Below are 17,603 nucleotides of genomic sequence, written 5' to 3'. Positions count from 1 at the left end.
CCGAATTATCGCCCGTCCTGGCAGCCTCCCGGCCGAGTCATGCGACGTGATAGGGCTTTTTGTCATGCGGTACAATCACACTGCTGTGACTGGCGAGGACAGAATTTCAGTTCATCGCAGGCAGCCGAGTTCGTCCCGTTTGTCCCGCGCACCTATTTTTCCCGCTCGCTGCGCAGCTTTGCCCAATAGTCCAGCCGTTTCTTGATATCGCGCTCGAAGCCGCGTTCGGGCGGATCGTAAAAGGTCTGCCGGCCCATCTTTTCGGGGAAATAGTCCTGGCCGGAAAAGGCATCGGGCTGGTCGTGATCGTAGCGGTAGCCGGCGCCGTAATCCTCCTCTTTCATCAGCTTGGTCGGCGCGTTGAGGATGTGCTTGGGCGGCAGCAGCGAACCGAACTCCTTCGCCGCCCGCGTGGCTGCCTTGAAGGCGGTATAGACGGCGTTGGATTTGGGCGCGGTGGCGAGATAGACGGTGGCCTCGGCGAAGGCCAGTTCGCCTTCGGGCGAGCCGAGATAGTCGTAGGCGTCCTTGGCGGCGTTGGCGATAACCAGCGCCTGCGGGTCGGCCAGCCCGATATCCTCCATCGCCATGCGCACCAGCCGGCGGCCGAGATAGAGCGGATCCTCGCCGGCGTCGAACATGCGGGCGAGATAGTAGAGCGCCGCGTCGGGATCGGACCCGCGCACCGATTTGTGCAGCGCCGAGATCAGATTGTAGTGGCCGTCCTGGCCCTTGTCGTAAATCGGCGCGCGGCGCTGCACGATGCGCTGCAACCCTTCGGGATCAAAAACCTCGCCGGGTTTGGCGGCGCGCCAGACTTCCTCAGCCAGCGTCAGCGAGGCCCGGCCGTCGCCATCGCTCATGCGGATGAGCATCGCCCGCGCCTCGTCGTCGAGCGGCAGCGCCCTGCCCTCCGTCTCCTCCGCCCGCGTCATCAGTTTGGCGATGCTGTCCTCGCCCAGCGAGTGAAACACCAGCACCCGCGCGCGCGACAGAAGCGCGGCGTTCAGCTCGAAGGACGGATTTTCGGTCGTGGCGCCGACCAGCACCACCGTGCCGTCCTCCATGACCGGGAGAAACGAATCCTGCTGGGCGCGGTTGAAGCGATGGATCTCGTCGACGAACAGCAGCGTCTGGCGGCCATTGGTGCGACGCAGCTTTGCCGCCTCGAACACTTTCTTCAAATCGGCAACGCCGGAAAACACCGCTGAGATCTGCTCGAAGGCAAGGCTGGTCTCGCCGGCCAGCAGCCGCGCCACCGTGGTCTTGCCGGTGCCGGGTGGCCCCCAGAAAATCATCGAGCCGAGCGAACCGGAGTTGATCAACCGCGTCAGCGCGCCGTCCGGCCCGGTCAAATGCTCCTGGCCGACAACCTCGCCGAGGTTTTTCGGACGCAGCCGATCGGCCAAAGGCCGGCCGGGCGGCGCTCTTTCCGGTTCATCGACGCTGAACAGATCGGCCATCTAGGTCTTCTGGTTGGAGCACGATCCTCAGAAATGGGAAGATCGCCTCAGTAACGCAACACCTGGCGCAGTATCTGCCCGCCGCGCTCGACGGTAAAGCGCCACCAGCGTGTATCCTGCTGGGCAAGCTGCGCCAGTGTCGCCGCCGTATCGACCGTCGTGCCGTTCACCTCGCGCACGATGTCGCCCGGCTGGAAGCCGAAATCGGCGGCCGGCGAATCGCGGTTGATGTCGACCACGGTGACCCCCTTGAGGTCGGTGCGCAGGCCGAGCCGCTGGGCGAGCCTGGGCGACAGTTCCGCGACCTTGGCGCCGGAGAACGGGCTGCGGCCATGCAGCGTCACTTCCGAAGCCTTGGCTCCTTCCGGCGCGCGCTCCAGTGCAATCTCCATCGTCGCCTGCTGGCCCTTGCTCAGGATGGCGAAGGTCGCCTTGGTGCCGATCGACAGGGTCGCCATGCGGTAATCCAGCGCCTCGATGCCTTCGACCGTCGTGCCATTGAGCTGCAGCACGACATCGCCGGGCTTCAGCCCTGCCTTGGCCGCCGGTCCGGCTTCCTCAACCGACGACACCAGCGCGCCGGTCGGCTTCTCCATGCCGAGCGATTCGGCGATCTGCGGTGTGACCGCTTCGAACTCGGCGCCTATATAAGGCCGCTCGAAGAAATCGAGCCCGGCCTTGGCCGCGTCGGCGAAGGCGCGCACCATGTTGGCCGGGATGGCAAAGCCGATGCCGATCGAGCCGCCGCTGCGGCTGTAGATGGCGGTGTTGATGCCGACCAGCTGGCCGCCCATGTTGATCAGCGCGCCGCCGGAATTGCCGGGATTGATGGCGGCGTCGGTCTGGATGAAGTAGCCCGAATCCGAAACGCCGATATGGCTGCGGGCAAGCGCCGACACGATGCCGCTGGTGGTGGTCTGGCCGACGCCGAACGGATTGCCGATGGCCAGCACCAGGTCGCCGACCTCGAGCGCGTCGGAATCGCCGATGGCGATCACCGGAAAGGGCTTGTCGGAGTTGATCTTGAGCACGGCGAGGTCAAGCGTCTCGTCCTTGAGCATGACCTTCGAGGTGAATTCGCGCCCGTCGGCGGTCGCGACCTTGACCTCGTCGGCATCCTTGATCACGTGGAAATTGGTGACGACGACGCCGCTTGGATCGACCAGCACGCCCGAGCCGAGCGAGGATTGCGCGCGCGGCTGCGCGCGGCCGAAGAATTCCTCGAAGAAAGGATCGCCGTCGAAGGGCGACGTGACCTTGGCCGTCTGCGAAGCATAGACATTGACCACCGCCGGCGCCGTCTGCTTGACCAGGGGCGCAAACGACAGCTGTACCTCTTCGCGGCCGAACGGCACGCGCTTGTCGGGACCGGAGGTGCCGTTCTCGCCTTCGACGCCATGCAGGAGGTCGGTCAGCACATCGGAGAGCCCCGGATCGGCTGGCTTGGCGGCGTCCTCGGCCAGAGCCTGCCTGACTGTCGGCGCGGCTGCGAACGCCATCATGGCGAAGAGCAGAACAAGAGACAGTCGGTTGGCGCGCATTCGCGAATCCTCCAAGGCAAGTTCGGGGGCATTGTCCCGACGATTGTGCAGAATGAAAGGCTAATGCACTGAAATGCGGCGATTGTCGTGCAAAAGCACTTGGCCGGCAGGCAAAAAAGCCTGGCGAAGCATGCCCTCGCGACAATGCAAAAAAGGGGCCCGAAGGCCCCTTGAAGTCATTCCTGAAAAACCGAGCCTTATGCGGCAGCGGCTTCCTCGTCGGTGCCTTCGGCCTCGATGCGGGCGCGGTCGCCGGCGCCCTTGGCCGAGGTGTCGCGATCGACGAACTCGATGACTGCCATGGCGGCATTGTCGCCGTGGCGGAAGCCGGCCTTCATGATGCGCAGATAGCCGCCATTGCGGGTGGCGTAGCGCGGCGCGATGGTGTCGAACAGACGCTTGACGACGCCTTCATTGCCGATCTGGGCAATGACCTGGCGGCGCGCATGCAGGTCGCCGCGCTTGCCGAGCGTCACCAGCTTCTCGACGATCGGACGCAAATCCTTCGCCTTCGGCAGGGTGGTGACGATCTGTTCGTGTTCGAGCAGCGACACGGCGAGGTTGGCGAACATCGACTTGCGATGGCTAATGCTTCGGGCGAAGCGGCGGCCTTTAAAACCGTGGCGCATGGCTCTTTTCCTTCTTCAGTTGTTCAAGAGGCCGTGGCCTCTGATGGTTTTCCGCATGACCGTCGGATCGAGCGGCCCACGCCGCCGATCCTTGGAAATTCATGCTCAATATTGGTCTTCGTAACGCTTGGCGAGGTCTTCGATGTTTTCCGGCGGCCAGTCCGGCACTTCCATGCCGAGGTGCAGGCCCATCGCCGCGAGCACTTCCTTGATCTCGTTCAGCGACTTGCGGCCGAAGTTCGGGGTGCGCAGCATCTCGGCTTCGGTTTTCTGGATAAGATCGCCGATATAGACGATGTTGTCGTTCTTCAGGCAGTTGGCCGAACGCACCGAAAGCTCGAGTTCGTCCACCTTCTTGAGCAGCGCCGGGTTGAAGGCGAGCTCGGTGACGGCCTCGGTGGCGACTTCCTTCTGCGGCTCGTCGAAATTGACGAACAGGCCAAGCTGGTCCTGCAGGATGCGGGCAGCGAAAGCCACCGCGTCCTCCCCCGAGATCGAACCGTCGGTCTCGATAGTCATGGTCAGCTTGTCATAGTCGAGAACCTGGCCCTCGCGGGTGTTCTCGACCTTGTAGGAGACCTTCTTGACCGGCGAATACAGGCTGTCGACCGGGATCAGGCCGATCGGCGCGTCTTCGGCGCGGTTGCGGTCGGCCGGCACGTAACCCTTGCCGGTGTCGACGGTGAATTCCATGCGGATTTCAGCGCCCTCGTCCAGCGTGCAGATGACGTGGTCGGGGTTGAGGATCTCGACGTCGCCAACCGTCTGGATGTCGCCAGCCAGAACCGCACCCGGGCCCTGCTTGCGAACGACCATGCGCTTGGGACCATCGCCTTCCATGCGGATGGCGATTTCCTTGATGTTGAGGACGATGTCGGTCACGTCCTCACGCACGCCGGCAATCGACGAGAATTCATGCAGAACGCCGTCGATCTGCACGGCGGTGACAGCCGCACCGCGCAGCGAAGACAAAAGCACGCGGCGCAGCGCGTTGCCGAGCGTCAGGCCGAAGCCACGCTCGAGCGGCTCGGCGACCAGCGTGGTCAGCGTCTTCTTCTTCGACGAGAACTCGATCTTGTTCGGCTTGATCAGTTCCTGCCAATTTTTCTGGATCATGATGCTTTCCTTCCGTTGACCCGCCACCATCCAATCGTGGCGGGCGACCTGGAGTGCCGTGGAGGAGCGCCTTGAGGCGCTCACGCGGCGTTCGGTAATGTCTTAGACGCGGCGCTTCTTGCGCGGGCGGCAGCCATTGTGCGGGATCGGCGTCACATCACGGATCGAGGTGATGGTGAAGCCGGCCGCCTGCAGGGCGCGAAGCGCCGATTCACGACCGGAGCCGGGTCCGCAGACCTCGACTTCGAGCATGCGCATGCCGTGTTCCTGGGCCTTCTTGGCGACGTCTTCGGCAGCCATCTGGGCGGCGAACGGGGTCGACTTGCGCGAACCCTTGAAGCCCTGGGCACCGGCCGACGACCAGGCAATGGAATTGCCCTGCGCGTCGGTGATGGTGATCATCGTGTTGTTGAAGGTCGAATTGACGTGGGCAACGCCCGACGAGATGTTCTTGCGTTCGCGACGGCGAACACGAGCGGCTTCCTTGGCCATGATAGTCCTTTCAGTTGATCTCTACACCGCCGTAATGCCAGCGGCTCCACCTTTGAAAGCGAGTAGTGAGCAGGGACCAGCGAATAGGGAACCCCTACTCGCTAATGGCTACTCGCTATTCGCTCACTTACTTCTTCTTGCCTGCAATCGACTTGGCCGGGCCCTTGCGGGTGCGTGCATTGGTGTGCGTGCGCTGGCCGCGAACCGGCAGCGAACGGCGGTGACGCAGACCGCGGTAGCAGCCGAGGTCCATGAGACGCTTGATGTTCATCGACACTTCGCGGCGCAGGTCGCCTTCGACCTGGTAGTCGCGGTCGATGGTCTCGCGGATCTGCAGCACTTCCGCGTCCGTCAGCTGGTTGACGCGGCGCTCGGCCGGGATGCCGACCTTGTCGACGATCTCCTGGGCGAACTTCTTGCCAATGCCGTGAATGTACTGAAGCGCAATGACGACGCGCTTGTTGGTCGGAATGTTGACGCCGGCTATACGAGCCATATTCTTCTCTTCTCCATGTGGGACCGGCCGGCCTTCAAAAAAAGGCATGCGCGGCGCTGTTCAAATTACCCCGCGTCCGGTGGAGGCCGGCCCTTGCGGGAGTTCCCTAGTTTCAATGCGGCTGCCTTGCCCTTGCGGACAAGCAAGCCTCATGCCTGATAGGAAGACGGGCCGCCATAACCCAGCGAACCGTTCCGGTCAAGCGCAATCTTTACTTTACCGTAACGGTCTCCCGCGTCACCGCCGCGAGCAGCGCTTCAATCTCCGCCGTCACGGTCTCGACAGGGGCCATGCCGTCGACACTCCTAAGCGAGCGTTTGGCATAATAATAGCCGATCAGCGGCGCGGTCTTCTTGTAATATTCCCGCAGGCGCTCTTCGAACACCACCGGATTGTCGTCCTTGCGCACCGGCTGTCCGGCGGCCTTGGCGTCGTCGGCGCGCTTGACGATGCGGCCGACCAGCGCTTTGTCGTCGACGACGAACTCGATCACGGCATCGAGGCCAATGCCGCGCTCGGCGAGCATCGATTCAACCGCATCAGCCTGCACCAGCGTGCGCGGATAGCCGTCGAGAATGAAACCGTTGATGCAATCGGGCTGATCGATGCGCTCGGCCACGATGGCGTTGACGATGGCGTCGGAAACCAGCTCGCCGGCATCCATCACCGCCTTGGCGCGCTTGCCGACTTCGGTGCCGGCCTGCACGGCCGCCCGCAGCATGTCACCCGTCGACAGCTGCGGTATGCCGTATTTTTCTACCAGTCTTTGTGCTTGCGTCCCCTTGCCCGCTCCTGGCGGCCCAAGCAATATCAATCTCATCTGGCCTTCTTCCCCCCGCGCAGCTTCGACTTCTTGATCAGGCCCTCATACTGGTGCGCGATCAGGTGACCCTGGATCTGCGCCACCGTATCGAGGGTTACACTGACCACGATCAGAAGCGATGTGCCACCGAGGTAGAATGGTACGCCAGTCGCCGAAATCAGGAACTCGGGCAGCAGGCACACCAGCACCAGATAGATGGCGCCGACGACGGTGATGCGCGTCAGGACATAGTCGATGTAATCGGCGGTGCGCTCACCCGGACGGTAGCCCGGAATGAAGCCGGAATGCTTCTTGAGCTGGTCGGCGGTGTCCTTCGGATTGAACACGATGGCCGTGTAGAAGAAGGCGAAGAACACGATCATTGCCGCATAGAACAGCATGTAGAGCGGCTGGCCGTGGCCGAGCGAGGCGAGCACGGTGCTTGCCCAGGCCGGCAGGTTTGTCGTCTGCGAGAAGCCGGCGACCGTTGCCGGCAGCAAAAGCAGCGACGACGCGAAGATCGGCGGAATGACGCCCGACGTGTTGAGCTTCAGCGGCAGATGCGAGGTATCGCCCTGGAACATGCGGTTGCCGACCTGGCGCTTCGGATACTGGATCAGCAGGCGGCGCTGCGCGCGCTCGAAGAACACGATCAGCGCGATGACGATGATAGCCAGCACGATGATCGCGAGTATCAGCCCGGTCGATAGGGCGCCGGTGCGGCCGAGCTCCAGCGTGCCGGAGATGGCGCGCGGCAGGCCGGCGACGATGCCGGAAAAGATGATCAGCGAAATGCCGTTGCCGATGCCGCGGGCGGTGATCTGCTCGCCCAGCCACATCAGGAACATGGTTCCGCCAACCAGCGTGACGACGGTCGAGATGCGGAAGAACATGCCGGGATCATTGACGATGCCGTTGCCGCCTTCCAGGCCCACCGAAATGCCGTAGGCCTGCACCAGCGCCAGGAGTACCGTGCCGTAGCGCGTGTACTGGTTGATGACCTTGCGGCCCTGCTCGCCTTCCTTTTTCAGCGCCTCCAGCGACGGAATGACCGAGGTCATCAGCTGCATGATGATGGAGGCTGAGATGTAAGGCATGATGCCGAGCGCGAAGATCGCCATGCGCTGCACGGCGCCGCCGGCGAACATGTTGAACATGCCGAGCACGCCCTTGGCCTGCGAAGAGAAGGCCTGCGCGAATGCATCCGGATTGATGCCGGGCAGCGGGATATAGGTGCCGAGGCGATAGACGAGCAGCGCGCCGACGGTGAACCAGATTCGCTTCTTCAGGTCCTCCGCCTTGGCGAAAGCCGCAAAATTCAGATTCGAGGCTAGTTGTTCAGCAGCCGAAGCCATGCCTGATTCTCCGCTAGAGCATGATGCCGAAAAGTGTGAAGCGGTTTTCGGACAACGTCATGCGCTACTTCTTTGATTTGTATGTCACGCTCGATGCCCGCAGCTCAGGCGGCGCGTGGCACCGAAGCTCACGAGATAAGCTCCGGGCTCTAAACATGCAAGCGGCCGCGTTGACGCGGCCGCCTAATTGATTGGATCAAAGCGCAATCGTGAACAAAAACGGATACCGTTCCTGCCGACCGCGCTTCAAATTGCCGTTACTCCGCTGCCGCTTCCGGCAGCTTGACCGAACCGCCGGCCTTTTCGATCTTCTCGATCGCGGCCTTGGAGGCGCCCGCGACGTCGAAGGCAAGCTTTGCCTTGAGCTCGCCGTCCGAGAGGATGCGCACGCCGTCCTTGACGCGGCGGATGACGCCGGCGGCAACGAGCGCCTCGGCCGTCACGGTCGCCTTGGCGTCAAGCTTCTTGGCATCGAGCGCCGTCTGGATACGAGCCAGCGACACGACGACAAAGCTCTTGGCGAAGATGTTATTGAAGCCACGCTTCGGCAGGCGCCGATAGAGCGGCATCTGGCCGCCCTCGAAGCCGTTGATGGCAACGCCGGAGCGCGCCTTCTGGCCCTTGACGCCGCGACCGCCGGTCTTGCCCGAGCCGGAGCCGATGCCACGGCCGAGACGCTTCTTGGAGTGCGTCGCGCCGTCCTTGTCACGCAGATCGTTGAGTTTCATCTGGGTTCTCCTGCGCTTTTGCTCAGCCCTCGTCCACGACGCGGACGAGATGCTGGACGGCAGCGATCATGCCGCGCACCGAGGGAGTGTCCTCCAGAGTGCGCTGCTTGTGCATCTTGTTGAGGCCGAGGCCGACCAGCGTCGCGCGCTGTTCCTTCGGGCGGCGGATCGGCGAACCGATCTGCTCAACGGTGATGGTCTTGGTTGCTTTCTTGGCCATGGTCAAAATCCCTGGTCAGATCGACTATTCTTCAGCCGCAACGGCGGTGCCGCGGCGGGCCTGAAGGGTCGAATACTTGATGCCGCGTGCAGCAGCCACATCCTTGGGATGCATCTGGCTCTTCAGCGCGTCGAATGTGGCACGAACCATGTTGTAGGGGTTCGACGAACCCATCGACTTGGCGACCACGTCATGCATGCCGAGCGTCTCGAAGACAGCGCGCATCGGGCCGCCGGCGATGATGCCGGTACCCTGCTTGGCAGCGCGCAGCAGCACGCGTCCGGCGCCCCAGCGTCCTTCGACGTCGTGGTGCAGCGTGCGGCCCGAGCGCAGCGGCACGAAAATCATGTCGCGCTTGGCCGACTCAGTTGCCTTGCGGATCGCTTCCGGCACTTCGCGCGCCTTGCCGTGACCGAAGCCGACGCGGCCCTTCTGGTCGCCGACGACGACGAGTGCTGCAAAACCGAAGCGACGGCCGCCCTTGACGACCTTGGCGACACGGTTGATGTGGACGAGCTTGTCCACCATGCCGTCATCGCGTTCTTCACGATCGCGGCCGCGGCCGCCATCCCTACGTTCCTGTGCCATATCCTGTTCCTTGTTTTTTTCCGGAAGCACGGTTGCTGATAAGATCCGGTGCGCCTCTTTGGGTCACCGGGGGCGAATTATTTTTCCTTGCATGATCTTGTCCGAAAAGTCTGCAACTTTTTGCTGCGCTGACCTTCGGTTCGGGATCAGGCAATTAGAAGCTCAGACCGCCTTCACGGGCAGCCTCGGCCAGCGCCTTGACGCGGCCGTGATAGATATAGGCGCCGCGGTCAAAGACGACTTCCTTGACGCCGGCCTTCGAAGCACGCTCGGCGATCAGCTTGCCAACAGCGGCTGCTGCCTCGGTGTCGGCGCCGGTCTTGAGCGAACCCTTGAGGTCCTTCTCGAGTGTCGATGCAGCCGCGATGGTATGGCCCTTGGCATCGTCGATGACCTGCACGTAAATGTTCTTCGACGTGCGGTGAACCGAGAGACGCGGACGTTCGCCGGCGACCTTCTTGATCTGGCGGCGGACGCGCTGCGCGCGGCGCTGGATGGATTCCTTGGTAGCCATGATAGTCTTCCTTGCCTTCAAAAAACGGGGGCCGCCATGTGCGGTAGGCGAAAGCGCCTCCCGCGACCGCTCCCCGCGGCGTTGCACTTCTTTGGCTTGGCCTTTTCCGAAAAGTCTGCAACTTTTCGGGGCCAGGCCTACTACTTCTTCTTGCCTTCCTTGCGGACGATCTTCTCGCCGGCATAGCGGACACCCTTGCCCTTGTAGGGCTCGGGACCGCGATACTCGCGAATCTCGGCGGCAACCTGGCCGACCTGCTGCTTGTCGATGCCGGTCACGGTGATTTCCGTCGGCTTCGGCACAGTGATCGTGATGCCAGCCGGCGTCTGGTAGACGACATCATGGCTGAAGCCAAGTGCCAGCTGCAGGTTCTTGCCCTGAAGTGCCGCGCGATAGCCGACGCCGGTGATCTCGAGCTTCTTCTCGAAACCGTCCTTGACGCCCTGCAGGATGTTGACGATCTGCGTGCGCGACATGCCCCACTTGGAGCGGGCGGCCTTGGTCTGGTCGCGCGGCTGGACAGCGATTTCGCTGCCTTCCATCTTGACCAGCACTTCATCGTTCACCACGAACTTCAGTTCGCCCTTGGGGCCCTTCGCCGTCACGGTCTGGCCGTTGACGGTCGCGGTCACGCCCTGCGGCAGCGAAACGGGTTTCTTTCCAATACGAGACATTTGGTTGTCCTCGTCACTTCTCTTGTTTCAGGTCTGCCGAATTAGAAAATCTGGCAGAGGATTTCGCCGCCGACATTCTGTTCGCGTGCTTCGTGATCGGCCATCACGCCCTTCGGCGTCGAAAGGATGGCGATGCCGAGGCCGTTGGCGACGTGCGGGATCGACTTGGCCGAAACGTAAACGCGGCGGCCAGGCTTCGAGACGCGGGCGATTTCGCGCACGACCGGAGCACCGTCGAAATACTTCAGCTCGATTTCGATTTCGGACTTGCCGTTGTCGAAGTCGGTCTGGCTGTAGTCGCGGATATAGCCTTCAGCCTTCAGCACGTCGAGGACGCGGGTACGCAGGCGCGACGCCGGCGTCGAAACGCTCGACTTCTTACGGCCATACGCGTTGCGGATGCGGGTCAGCATATCGCCGAGAGGATCGCTCAATGACATGTTATGTCCTCCTTACCAGCTCGACTTGACCAGGCCCGGGATCTGGCCGTTATTGCCGAGATCACGAAGCGCGATGCGCGATACTTTGAGCTTGCGATAATAGGCGCGCGGACGGCCGGTAACTTCGCAGCGGTTGCGGATGCGGATCTTGGCCGAGTTGCGCGGCAGGGCAGCAAGCTTCAGCTGAGCGCGGAAACGCTCTTCCATCGGCTTGGACTGGTCCATGATGATCGCCTTGAGCGCTGCGCGCTTGGGACCGTACTGGTCGGCAAGCTTGCGGCGCCTGTTGTTCTTCTCGACTGAGCTGGTCTTTGCCATTTCAGATTTTTCCTTTTCTCGCTGCCGTTACTGGCGGAAGGGGAAGTTGAAGGCCTTGAGCAATGCCCTGGCTTCGTCGTCCGTCTTCGCAGTCGTACAAACGATGACGTCCATGCCCCAGATCTGATCAACCTTGTCGTAGTTGATCTCCGGGAACACGATGTGTTCCTTGATGCCCATGGCGTAGTTGCCACGGCCATCGAAGCTCTTCGGATTCAGTCCGCGAAAGTCGCGGACGCGCGGCAGTGCGATGTTCACGAGACGGTCGAGGAACTCGTACATGCGTTCCTTGCGCAGCGTGACCTTGGCGCCGATCGGCATCTTCTCGCGGACCTTGAAGCCGGCGATCGAATTACGGGCGCGGGTGACGACGGCCTTCTGGCCGGCGATCATCGCCAGGTCTTCGGCCGCGATCGAAGGCTTCTTCGAATCCGCGGTCGCTTCGCCGACGCCCATGTTCAGCACGATCTTGTCGATGCGCGGAACCTGCATCTCGTTCTCGTAGCCGAACTGCTCCTGCAGCGCCTTGCGGATGGTCTCGTTGTAGACCTGCTTGAGGCGCGGCGTGTTCTGGGCCTTGGACTGTTTGCTTTCAGCCTTGGGCTTCGTGGTTTGAGCCTTAGCCATTGATGACTTCTCCCGAGCGCTTGGCGACGCGCACCTTCTTGCCGTCCTTCTGGAAGATGAAGCCGACGCGGGTCGGCTTGCCATCCTTGGGGTCGGCGAGCGCGATGTTCGACAGCTGGATCGGCGCTTCCTTGGTGATGATCCCGCCCTCTTGGGACTGGGACTGCTTCTGGTGACGACGGATCATGTTGACGCCGCGCACCAGCGCGGTGTCTTCCTTCGGCTGAACCGAGAGGACTTCGCCCGAACGGCCCTTGTCCTTGCCGGCCAGCACGACGACCTTGTCGCCTTTTCTAATCTTTTGCATTGGTCCGGCTCCTTACAGCACTTCAGGCGCGAGCGAGATGATCTTCATGTGGTTCTTGGCGCGGAGTTCGCGCGGAACCGGTCCGAAGATACGCGTGCCGATCGGCTCTTTCTTGTTGTCGACGAGAACGGCCGCGTTCTTGTCGAAACGGATCACGCTGCCGTCCGGGCGGCGGATGTCCTTGGCCGTGCGAACCACGACCGCCTTCATCACATCGCCCTTCTTAACGCGGCCGCGCGGAATGGCTTCCTTGATCGACACCACGATGATGTCGCCTACGGAAGCGTATTTCCGCTTCGAGCCGCCCAGCACCTTGATGCACATGACACGACGGGCGCCGGAATTATCCGCGACGTCGAGGTTTGTTTGCATCTGAATCATGACTGGCCGCCTTCTTCTCTTCTAACGGGACGGGCTCAAAGCCCCTCCCCGGTCTGTCCAAAATTCGGTTTGTTACGCCTGGTCCGAAGACACGACGATCCAGCGCTTGTCCTTGGAAATCGGCTTCGATTCCTGGATGAACACCTGATCGCCGACCTTGTGGGCGTTGTTCTCGTCGTGCGCCTTGTACTTCTTGGTCATGCGCACGGTCTTCTTCATCACGGGATGCGTGAAGCGCCGTTCGACCTTGACGACTACCGTCTTCTCGTTCTTGTCGCTGACGACAGTGCCCTGCAGAATGCGCTTTGGCATGATTTTCGTCCTTAAGCCTTCTTGGCCGCGGACTTTTCCGCAGCGATGGTCTTGATACGCGCAATGTCCTTGCGAACCTGCCGCACGCGCGCGGTCTTCTCGAGCTGGCCGGTGGCCTTCTGGAAGCGCAGGTTGAACTGCTCCTTCTTCAGGCTGGCCAGATCGTCGGTCAGCTGGTCCTGGGTCTTGGTCCGGATGTCTTCGGCTTTCATGATCAGCCCGTCCTTATTCTGCGATGCGCTGTACGAAGCGCGTCCTGACCGAGAGCTTGGCCGCGCCGAGACGCAGCGCCTCACGGGCGGTTTCTTCGTTGACGCCGTCGATCTCGAACATGATGCGGCCCGGCTTGACGCGCGCCGCCCAGTAGTCGACAGCGCCCTTGCCCTTGCCCATGCGCACTTCGGTCGGCTTCGACGTCACCGGCACATCAGGGAAAATACGGATCCACACGCGGCCGGCACGCTTCATCTCACGAGTGATCGCGCGGCGGGCCGCCTCGATCTCACGCGCGGTGACGCGGTTCGGCTCAAGCGCCTTCAGCCCGAAACCACCGAAATCCAGGTTGGTGCCGCCCTTTGCGGTGCCATGGATACGGCCCTTGAACTGCTTGCGGAACTTTGTGCGCTTTGGCTGCAGCATCGTTCTAACTCCAAATTCCTAAATAATCAGGCGTTTTCGCGACGACGACCGCGTTCGCGATCACCACCACCGCCATGCGCAGCATCACCCTCGGTCGCGCGACGCTCCGAAGCCATCGGATCGTGCTCGAGGATTTCGCCCTTGAACACCCAGACCTTGACGCCGCAGATGCCGTAAGCCGTGTGCGCTTCGGCCGTGCCATAGTCGACATCGGCGCGCAGCGTATGCAGCGGCACGCGGCCCTCGCGGTACCATTCCATGCGCGCAATCTCGGCGCCGCCGAGACGGCCGGCACAGTTGATGCGGATGCCTTCGGCGCCCAGGCGCATCGCCGACTGAACGGCGCGCTTCATGGCGCGGCGGAACGCGATACGACGCTCGAGCTGCTGGGCGATCGACTGGGCGACCAGGGTCGCGTCGATTTCCGGCTTGCGCACTTCAACGATGTTCAAGTGCGTCTCGGACTTCGTCATCTCCATCAGCTTCTTGCGAAGCTTTTCGATGTCGGCGCCCTTCTTGCCGATGATCAGGCCCGGGCGCGCCGCATGGATGGTGACGCGGCACTTCTTGTGCGGGCGCTCGATCACGACCTTCGAAATCGCAGCCTGCTTGAGTTCCTTTTCAAGATATTTGCGGATCTTGATGTCCTCATGCAGCAGTTTGCCGTACTCGCCGGTGTTCGCGAACCAGCGCGAATCCCAGGTACGGTTGATGCCGAGGCGCAGACCGATCGGATTGACTTTCTGACCCATTATGCGGCCTCCCCTTTTTCTTCGACTTCACGAACGACGATCGTGAGGTGCGAGAACGGCTTTTCTATACGGCTGGCGCGACCGCGGCCACGAGCATGGAACCGCTTCATGACGATCGACTTGCCGACATAGGCTTCCGCCACGATCAGCGCATCGACGTCGAGGTCGTGGTTGTTTTCCGCGTTGGCGATCGCCGATTCCAGCGTCTTCTTGACCGTGCCGGAAATCCGCTTGGCCGAGAATTCGAGATCGGAAAGCGCTGTCGCGACCTTCTTGCCGCGGATCAGCGCGGCAACCAGGTTCAGCTTCTGCGGGCTGATACGGATCGTGCGCAGAACGGCGCGCGCTTCGTTGTCAGCAAGCCTGCGCGGAGCTTTGGCCTTGCCCATGATTATTTCCTCTTCGCCTTCTTATCCGCGCCGTGACCGTAATAGGTCCGGGTCGGAGCGAATTCACCGAACTTGTGACCGACCATGTCCTCGTTCACCGAGACGGGAACATGCTTCTGGCCGTTGTAGACACCGAAGGTGAAGCCGACGAACTGCGGCAGGATGGTGGAGCGACGGCTCCACATCTTGATCACCTCATTGCGACCACCTTCACGAACCTTGTCCACCTTCTTGAGAAGGTAGCCGTCGATGAAGGGGCCTTTCCAAATAGAACGAGTCACTTGGCGTTACCTCTTCTTAGCTCTTGCGCTGATGGCGCGAGCGCAGGATGAACTTGTCGGTCGCCTTGTTGGACCGCGTCTTCTTGCCCTTGGTCGGCTTGCCCCACGGGCTGACCGGATGACGGCCACCGGAGGTGCGGCCTTCACCACCGCCATGCGGATGGTCGACCGGGTTCATGGTCACGCCGCGATTGTGCGGGCGCTTGCCGCGCCAGACCGTGCGGCCGGCCTTGCCGTCGTTGATGTTGCCGTGGTCGGGGTTCGACACGGCGCCGACGGTGGCCATGCAGGAGCCGTGAACGACCCGCTGCTCGCCCGAGTTGAGGCGCAGGATCGCCATGCCCTGATCGCGACCGACCAGCTGGCCGTAGCCACCTGCCGAGCGGGCAACCTGGGCGCCCTTGCCCGGCTTCAGCTCGATGTTATGGACGATCGTGCCGACCGGCATCGAGGCCAGCGGCATCGCATTGCCCGGCTTCACGTCGACCGATTCACCGGCCACGATCTTGTCGCCGGCGGCAAGGCGCTGCGGAGCGATGATGTAGGACAGCTCGCCATCGTCATACTTGATCAGCGCGATGAAGGCGGTGCGGTTCGGATCGTATTCAATGCGCTCGACCGTGCCGACGACGTCGAACTTGCGGCGCTTGAAGTCGATGATGCGGTACGAACGCTTGTGACCGCCGCCGATGAAGCGGGCCGTGATGCGGCCGTGATTGTTGCGGCCGCCCGACTTCGTCAGGCCTTCGGTCAGGCCCTTGACGGGCTTGCCCTTGTAGAGGCCCGAGCGGTCGACGATGACCAACTGGCGGGTGCTCGGCGTTACCGGGTTGAATTTTTTAAGTGCCATGTTTGTTGTCCTCGCGGCCTAGCTCAGAGACCCGTCGCGACGTCGATCGACTGGCCGTCGGCCAGCGTCACAATCGCCTTCTTGACGTCGCTCTGGCGGCCGATCGTGCCGCGGAAGCGCTTGATCTTGCCCTTGCGGACAAGCGTGTTCACGGCCGTAACCTTGACGCCAAACAGCGCTTCGACAGCGGCCTTGATTTCCGGCTTCGACGCCTTCTTGGCGACGTTGAAAACAACCTGGTTGTTCTCGGAAGCCATGGTCGACTTTTCCGTGATCGCCGGCGAGACGATCACGTCGTAATGACGGAGGTCGGTCATTTAAAGCGCTCCTCGAGAGCCTCGACGGCGGCCTTCGAAAGGACCAGCGTGCCGCGGCGCAGAATGTCGTAGACGTTGATGCCCTGGATGGGCAGCACGTCGATGTTCGGGATGTTGGTCGCCGCCAGCTTGAAGTTCTGGTCAAGCTCGGCACCGCCGATCACCAAGGCGTTGGTCAGGCCCAGTGTCGCGAAATTCGCGATCAGCGCCTTCGTCTTGGCCTCGGTCAGCTTCAGCTCGTCGATGATGATGATCGACGCGCTCTTGGCCTTGGCCGAGAGAGCATGCCGCAAGCCCAGAGCGCGCACCTTCTTCGGCAGATCGTGCTCGTGGCTGCGAACGACCGGGCCGTGGGCCTTGCCGCCGCCGCGGAACTGCGGAGCGCGTGCCGAATGGTGACGGGCGCGGCCCGTACCCTTCTGCTTGTACATCTTAGCGCCGGTGCGCGCGATTTCGGCGCGGCCCTTGGCCTTGTGCGTGCCCTGCTGGCGCTTGGCCAGCTGCCAGCGCACGACGCGCTGCAGGATGTCCTCGCGCGGATCAAGGCCGAAAATCTCCTCGGAGAGTTTCACCTTGCCGGCGTCCTTGCCGCCAAGCGTTGTGATCTTGAGATCCATTATTCTGCTCCCTCTGCGGCCGGAGCCTCGTTCTTGGCGCCACTCTCGGCAGCAACGGCGCGGATCGCGGCAGGCTTCGGCGCATTGGCCGGCAGTGCCACCTTGGCCGCATCGCGGACCAGGATCCAGGCGCCCTTCGATCCGGGAACCGCACCGCGGATCAGGATCAGGCCGCGATCGGCGTCGGTCGAAACGATCTCGACATTCTGTGTGGTGACGCGGGTGTCGCCCATGTGGCCAGCCATATGCTTGCCCTTGAACACTTTGCCCGGGTCCTGACGCTGGCCGGTCGAACCGTGCGTACGGTGCGAAACCGAGTTACCGTGCGTCGCGCGGCCACCACCCATGTGATGGCGCTTGATGACGCCCTGGAAACCCTTGCCGATCGTCGTGCCCGTCACATCGACCTTCTGGCCGGCGACGAAGTGCTCGACGGTGATCTCGGCGCCGACATCGATCATGTTGTCGGCGGAGACGCGGAACTCGGCGACCTTCGCCTTCGGCTCGACGGAAGCGGTCGCGAAATGGCCGCGCATCGCCTTCGACGTGTTCTTCACCTTGGCAAGGCCAACGCCGAGCTGGACGGCCGTATAGCCGTTCTTCTCCTGCGTGCGCTGAGCCACGACCTGGCAGTTCTCCATCTGGAGAACGGTGACGGGAACATGTTCCCCGGCATCATTATAGATGCGGGTCATTCCCACCTTCTTTGCAATCACACCTGAACGCATCGGTTCAATTCCTTTAGAGTTCCGGGC

General features: G+C 62.3%; 28 protein-coding genes. All 28 read right to left on the bottom strand.

Features of this window, described 5'->3' with window-relative positions; all coding sequences use genetic code 11:
* Positions 1 to 152: 152 nt before the first annotated feature.
* The 28 genes from NLY42_RS20925 to rplC all read right to left on the bottom strand — a co-directional run bounded on the left by NLY42_RS20925 (position 153) and on the right by rplC (position 17,576).
* Positions 153 to 1,463, bottom strand: coding sequence for a replication-associated recombination protein A (locus NLY42_RS20925; RefSeq protein WP_023682595.1), 1,311 nt, complete (start codon positions 1,461 to 1,463; stop codon positions 153 to 155).
* Between the two features lie 47 nt (positions 1,464 to 1,510).
* Entirely contained in the window at positions 1,511 to 3,004 is a 1,494-nt protein-coding gene (locus NLY42_RS20920; RefSeq protein ID WP_023672765.1) for a DegQ family serine endoprotease, read from the bottom strand.
* A gap of 197 nt (positions 3,005 to 3,201) precedes the next feature.
* Positions 3,202 to 3,633 carry a 50S ribosomal protein L17 gene (gene rplQ, locus NLY42_RS20915; protein ID WP_023682598.1) on the bottom strand — a complete coding sequence of 144 codons (432 nt, stop codon included), beginning with the start codon at positions 3,631 to 3,633 and terminating at the stop codon, positions 3,202 to 3,204.
* Positions 3,634 to 3,738: 105 nt separating this feature from the next.
* The gene (locus tag NLY42_RS20910) at positions 3,739 to 4,749 is read right to left on the bottom strand and encodes a DNA-directed RNA polymerase subunit alpha (RefSeq protein ID WP_023682599.1); all 1,011 of its coding nucleotides are present in this window, start codon (positions 4,747 to 4,749) and stop codon (positions 3,739 to 3,741) included.
* Between the two features lie 102 nt (positions 4,750 to 4,851).
* Complete coding sequence (gene rpsK, locus NLY42_RS20905) at positions 4,852 to 5,241, bottom strand: 30S ribosomal protein S11 (RefSeq protein WP_006205444.1); 390 nt, start codon at positions 5,239 to 5,241, stop codon at positions 4,852 to 4,854.
* 127 nt (positions 5,242 to 5,368) lie between these two features.
* A complete protein-coding gene (gene rpsM, locus NLY42_RS20900; protein WP_006205445.1) occupies positions 5,369 to 5,737 on the bottom strand; it encodes a 30S ribosomal protein S13 in 369 nt (122 codons plus the stop codon).
* A gap of 211 nt (positions 5,738 to 5,948) precedes the next feature.
* Positions 5,949 to 6,557: an adenylate kinase gene (locus NLY42_RS20895; RefSeq protein ID WP_023755195.1), complete on the bottom strand. Its 609-nt coding sequence runs from the start codon at positions 6,555 to 6,557 to the stop codon at positions 5,949 to 5,951.
* A complete protein-coding gene (secY, locus tag NLY42_RS20890; RefSeq protein WP_023672761.1) occupies positions 6,554 to 7,894 on the bottom strand; it encodes a preprotein translocase subunit SecY in 1,341 nt (446 codons plus the stop codon). The genes NLY42_RS20895 and secY overlap by 4 nt, the downstream gene beginning before the upstream one ends.
* Positions 7,895 to 8,151: 257 nt before the next feature.
* Positions 8,152 to 8,622, bottom strand: a complete 471-nt coding sequence (rplO, locus tag NLY42_RS20885) for a 50S ribosomal protein L15 (RefSeq protein WP_023672760.1) — start codon at positions 8,620 to 8,622, stop codon at positions 8,152 to 8,154.
* A 22-nt stretch (positions 8,623 to 8,644) separates the two neighbouring features.
* Positions 8,645 to 8,842 (bottom strand): 50S ribosomal protein L30, encoded by a 198-nt coding sequence (gene rpmD / locus NLY42_RS20880; RefSeq protein WP_006205449.1) that lies wholly within the window; start codon positions 8,840 to 8,842, stop codon positions 8,645 to 8,647.
* Between the two features lie 24 nt (positions 8,843 to 8,866).
* The gene (gene rpsE / locus NLY42_RS20875; RefSeq protein WP_006333394.1) at positions 8,867 to 9,430 is read right to left on the bottom strand and encodes a 30S ribosomal protein S5; all 564 of its coding nucleotides are present in this window, start codon (positions 9,428 to 9,430) and stop codon (positions 8,867 to 8,869) included.
* A 154-nt stretch (positions 9,431 to 9,584) separates the two neighbouring features.
* Positions 9,585 to 9,944: a 50S ribosomal protein L18 gene (rplR, locus tag NLY42_RS20870; RefSeq protein WP_023682602.1), complete on the bottom strand. Its 360-nt coding sequence runs from the start codon at positions 9,942 to 9,944 to the stop codon at positions 9,585 to 9,587.
* Between the two features lie 140 nt (positions 9,945 to 10,084).
* Positions 10,085 to 10,618, bottom strand: a complete 534-nt coding sequence (rplF, locus tag NLY42_RS20865; RefSeq protein ID WP_023755194.1) for a 50S ribosomal protein L6 — start codon at positions 10,616 to 10,618, stop codon at positions 10,085 to 10,087.
* 41 nt (positions 10,619 to 10,659) lie between these two features.
* On the bottom strand, positions 10,660 to 11,058 hold the full coding sequence (gene rpsH, locus NLY42_RS20860) for a 30S ribosomal protein S8 (RefSeq protein WP_006205453.1): 399 nt from the start codon (positions 11,056 to 11,058) through the stop codon (positions 10,660 to 10,662).
* Between the two features lie 12 nt (positions 11,059 to 11,070).
* The gene (gene rpsN, locus NLY42_RS20855) at positions 11,071 to 11,376 is read right to left on the bottom strand and encodes a 30S ribosomal protein S14 (protein WP_010909282.1); all 306 of its coding nucleotides are present in this window, start codon (positions 11,374 to 11,376) and stop codon (positions 11,071 to 11,073) included.
* Positions 11,377 to 11,403: 27 nt separating this feature from the next.
* Positions 11,404 to 12,003 carry a 50S ribosomal protein L5 gene (gene rplE / locus NLY42_RS20850; RefSeq protein ID WP_023672755.1) on the bottom strand — a complete coding sequence of 200 codons (600 nt, stop codon included), beginning with the start codon at positions 12,001 to 12,003 and terminating at the stop codon, positions 11,404 to 11,406.
* Positions 11,996 to 12,310: a 50S ribosomal protein L24 gene (gene rplX, locus NLY42_RS20845; protein ID WP_013531428.1), complete on the bottom strand. Its 315-nt coding sequence runs from the start codon at positions 12,308 to 12,310 to the stop codon at positions 11,996 to 11,998. Before rplX ends, rplE begins: the two co-directional genes overlap by 8 nt.
* A 12-nt stretch (positions 12,311 to 12,322) precedes the next feature.
* A complete protein-coding gene (rplN, locus tag NLY42_RS20840) occupies positions 12,323 to 12,691 on the bottom strand; it encodes a 50S ribosomal protein L14 (protein ID WP_006205457.1) in 369 nt (122 codons plus the stop codon).
* Positions 12,692 to 12,763: 72 nt separating this feature from the next.
* On the bottom strand, positions 12,764 to 13,003 hold the full coding sequence (gene rpsQ, locus NLY42_RS20835) for a 30S ribosomal protein S17 (RefSeq protein ID WP_010909280.1): 240 nt from the start codon (positions 13,001 to 13,003) through the stop codon (positions 12,764 to 12,766).
* An 11-nt stretch (positions 13,004 to 13,014) separates the two neighbouring features.
* On the bottom strand, positions 13,015 to 13,215 hold the full coding sequence (rpmC, locus tag NLY42_RS20830) for a 50S ribosomal protein L29 (RefSeq protein ID WP_006205459.1): 201 nt from the start codon (positions 13,213 to 13,215) through the stop codon (positions 13,015 to 13,017).
* A gap of 13 nt (positions 13,216 to 13,228) precedes the next feature.
* The gene (gene rplP / locus NLY42_RS20825) at positions 13,229 to 13,642 is read right to left on the bottom strand and encodes a 50S ribosomal protein L16 (protein WP_006205460.1); all 414 of its coding nucleotides are present in this window, start codon (positions 13,640 to 13,642) and stop codon (positions 13,229 to 13,231) included.
* Between the two features lie 26 nt (positions 13,643 to 13,668).
* Complete coding sequence (gene rpsC / locus NLY42_RS20820; protein ID WP_023672753.1) at positions 13,669 to 14,394, bottom strand: 30S ribosomal protein S3; 726 nt, start codon at positions 14,392 to 14,394, stop codon at positions 13,669 to 13,671.
* Positions 14,394 to 14,783: a 50S ribosomal protein L22 gene (gene rplV, locus NLY42_RS20815; protein WP_006205462.1), complete on the bottom strand. Its 390-nt coding sequence runs from the start codon at positions 14,781 to 14,783 to the stop codon at positions 14,394 to 14,396. The genes rpsC and rplV overlap by 1 nt, the downstream gene beginning before the upstream one ends.
* Before the next feature lie 2 nt (positions 14,784 to 14,785).
* Positions 14,786 to 15,064, bottom strand: a complete 279-nt coding sequence (gene rpsS / locus NLY42_RS20810) for a 30S ribosomal protein S19 (RefSeq protein ID WP_006205463.1) — start codon at positions 15,062 to 15,064, stop codon at positions 14,786 to 14,788.
* A 16-nt stretch (positions 15,065 to 15,080) separates the two neighbouring features.
* Complete coding sequence (gene rplB / locus NLY42_RS20805; protein WP_023706515.1) at positions 15,081 to 15,914, bottom strand: 50S ribosomal protein L2; 834 nt, start codon at positions 15,912 to 15,914, stop codon at positions 15,081 to 15,083.
* A gap of 23 nt (positions 15,915 to 15,937) precedes the next feature.
* A complete protein-coding gene (locus NLY42_RS20800; protein WP_023672751.1) occupies positions 15,938 to 16,231 on the bottom strand; it encodes a 50S ribosomal protein L23 in 294 nt (97 codons plus the stop codon).
* A complete protein-coding gene (gene rplD, locus NLY42_RS20795) occupies positions 16,228 to 16,848 on the bottom strand; it encodes a 50S ribosomal protein L4 (protein ID WP_023672750.1) in 621 nt (206 codons plus the stop codon). The genes NLY42_RS20800 and rplD overlap by 4 nt, the downstream gene beginning before the upstream one ends.
* A complete protein-coding gene (rplC, locus tag NLY42_RS20790) occupies positions 16,848 to 17,576 on the bottom strand; it encodes a 50S ribosomal protein L3 (RefSeq protein WP_023682606.1) in 729 nt (242 codons plus the stop codon). The genes rplD and rplC overlap by 1 nt, the downstream gene beginning before the upstream one ends.
* Positions 17,577 to 17,603 lie beyond the last annotated feature (27 nt).

The sequence above is a fragment of the Mesorhizobium sp. C372A genome (genome assembly GCF_030323245.1).
Taxonomy (GTDB): Bacteria; Pseudomonadota; Alphaproteobacteria; order Rhizobiales; family Rhizobiaceae; genus Mesorhizobium.
This window is presented reverse-complemented; position numbering and strand designations above follow the sequence as displayed.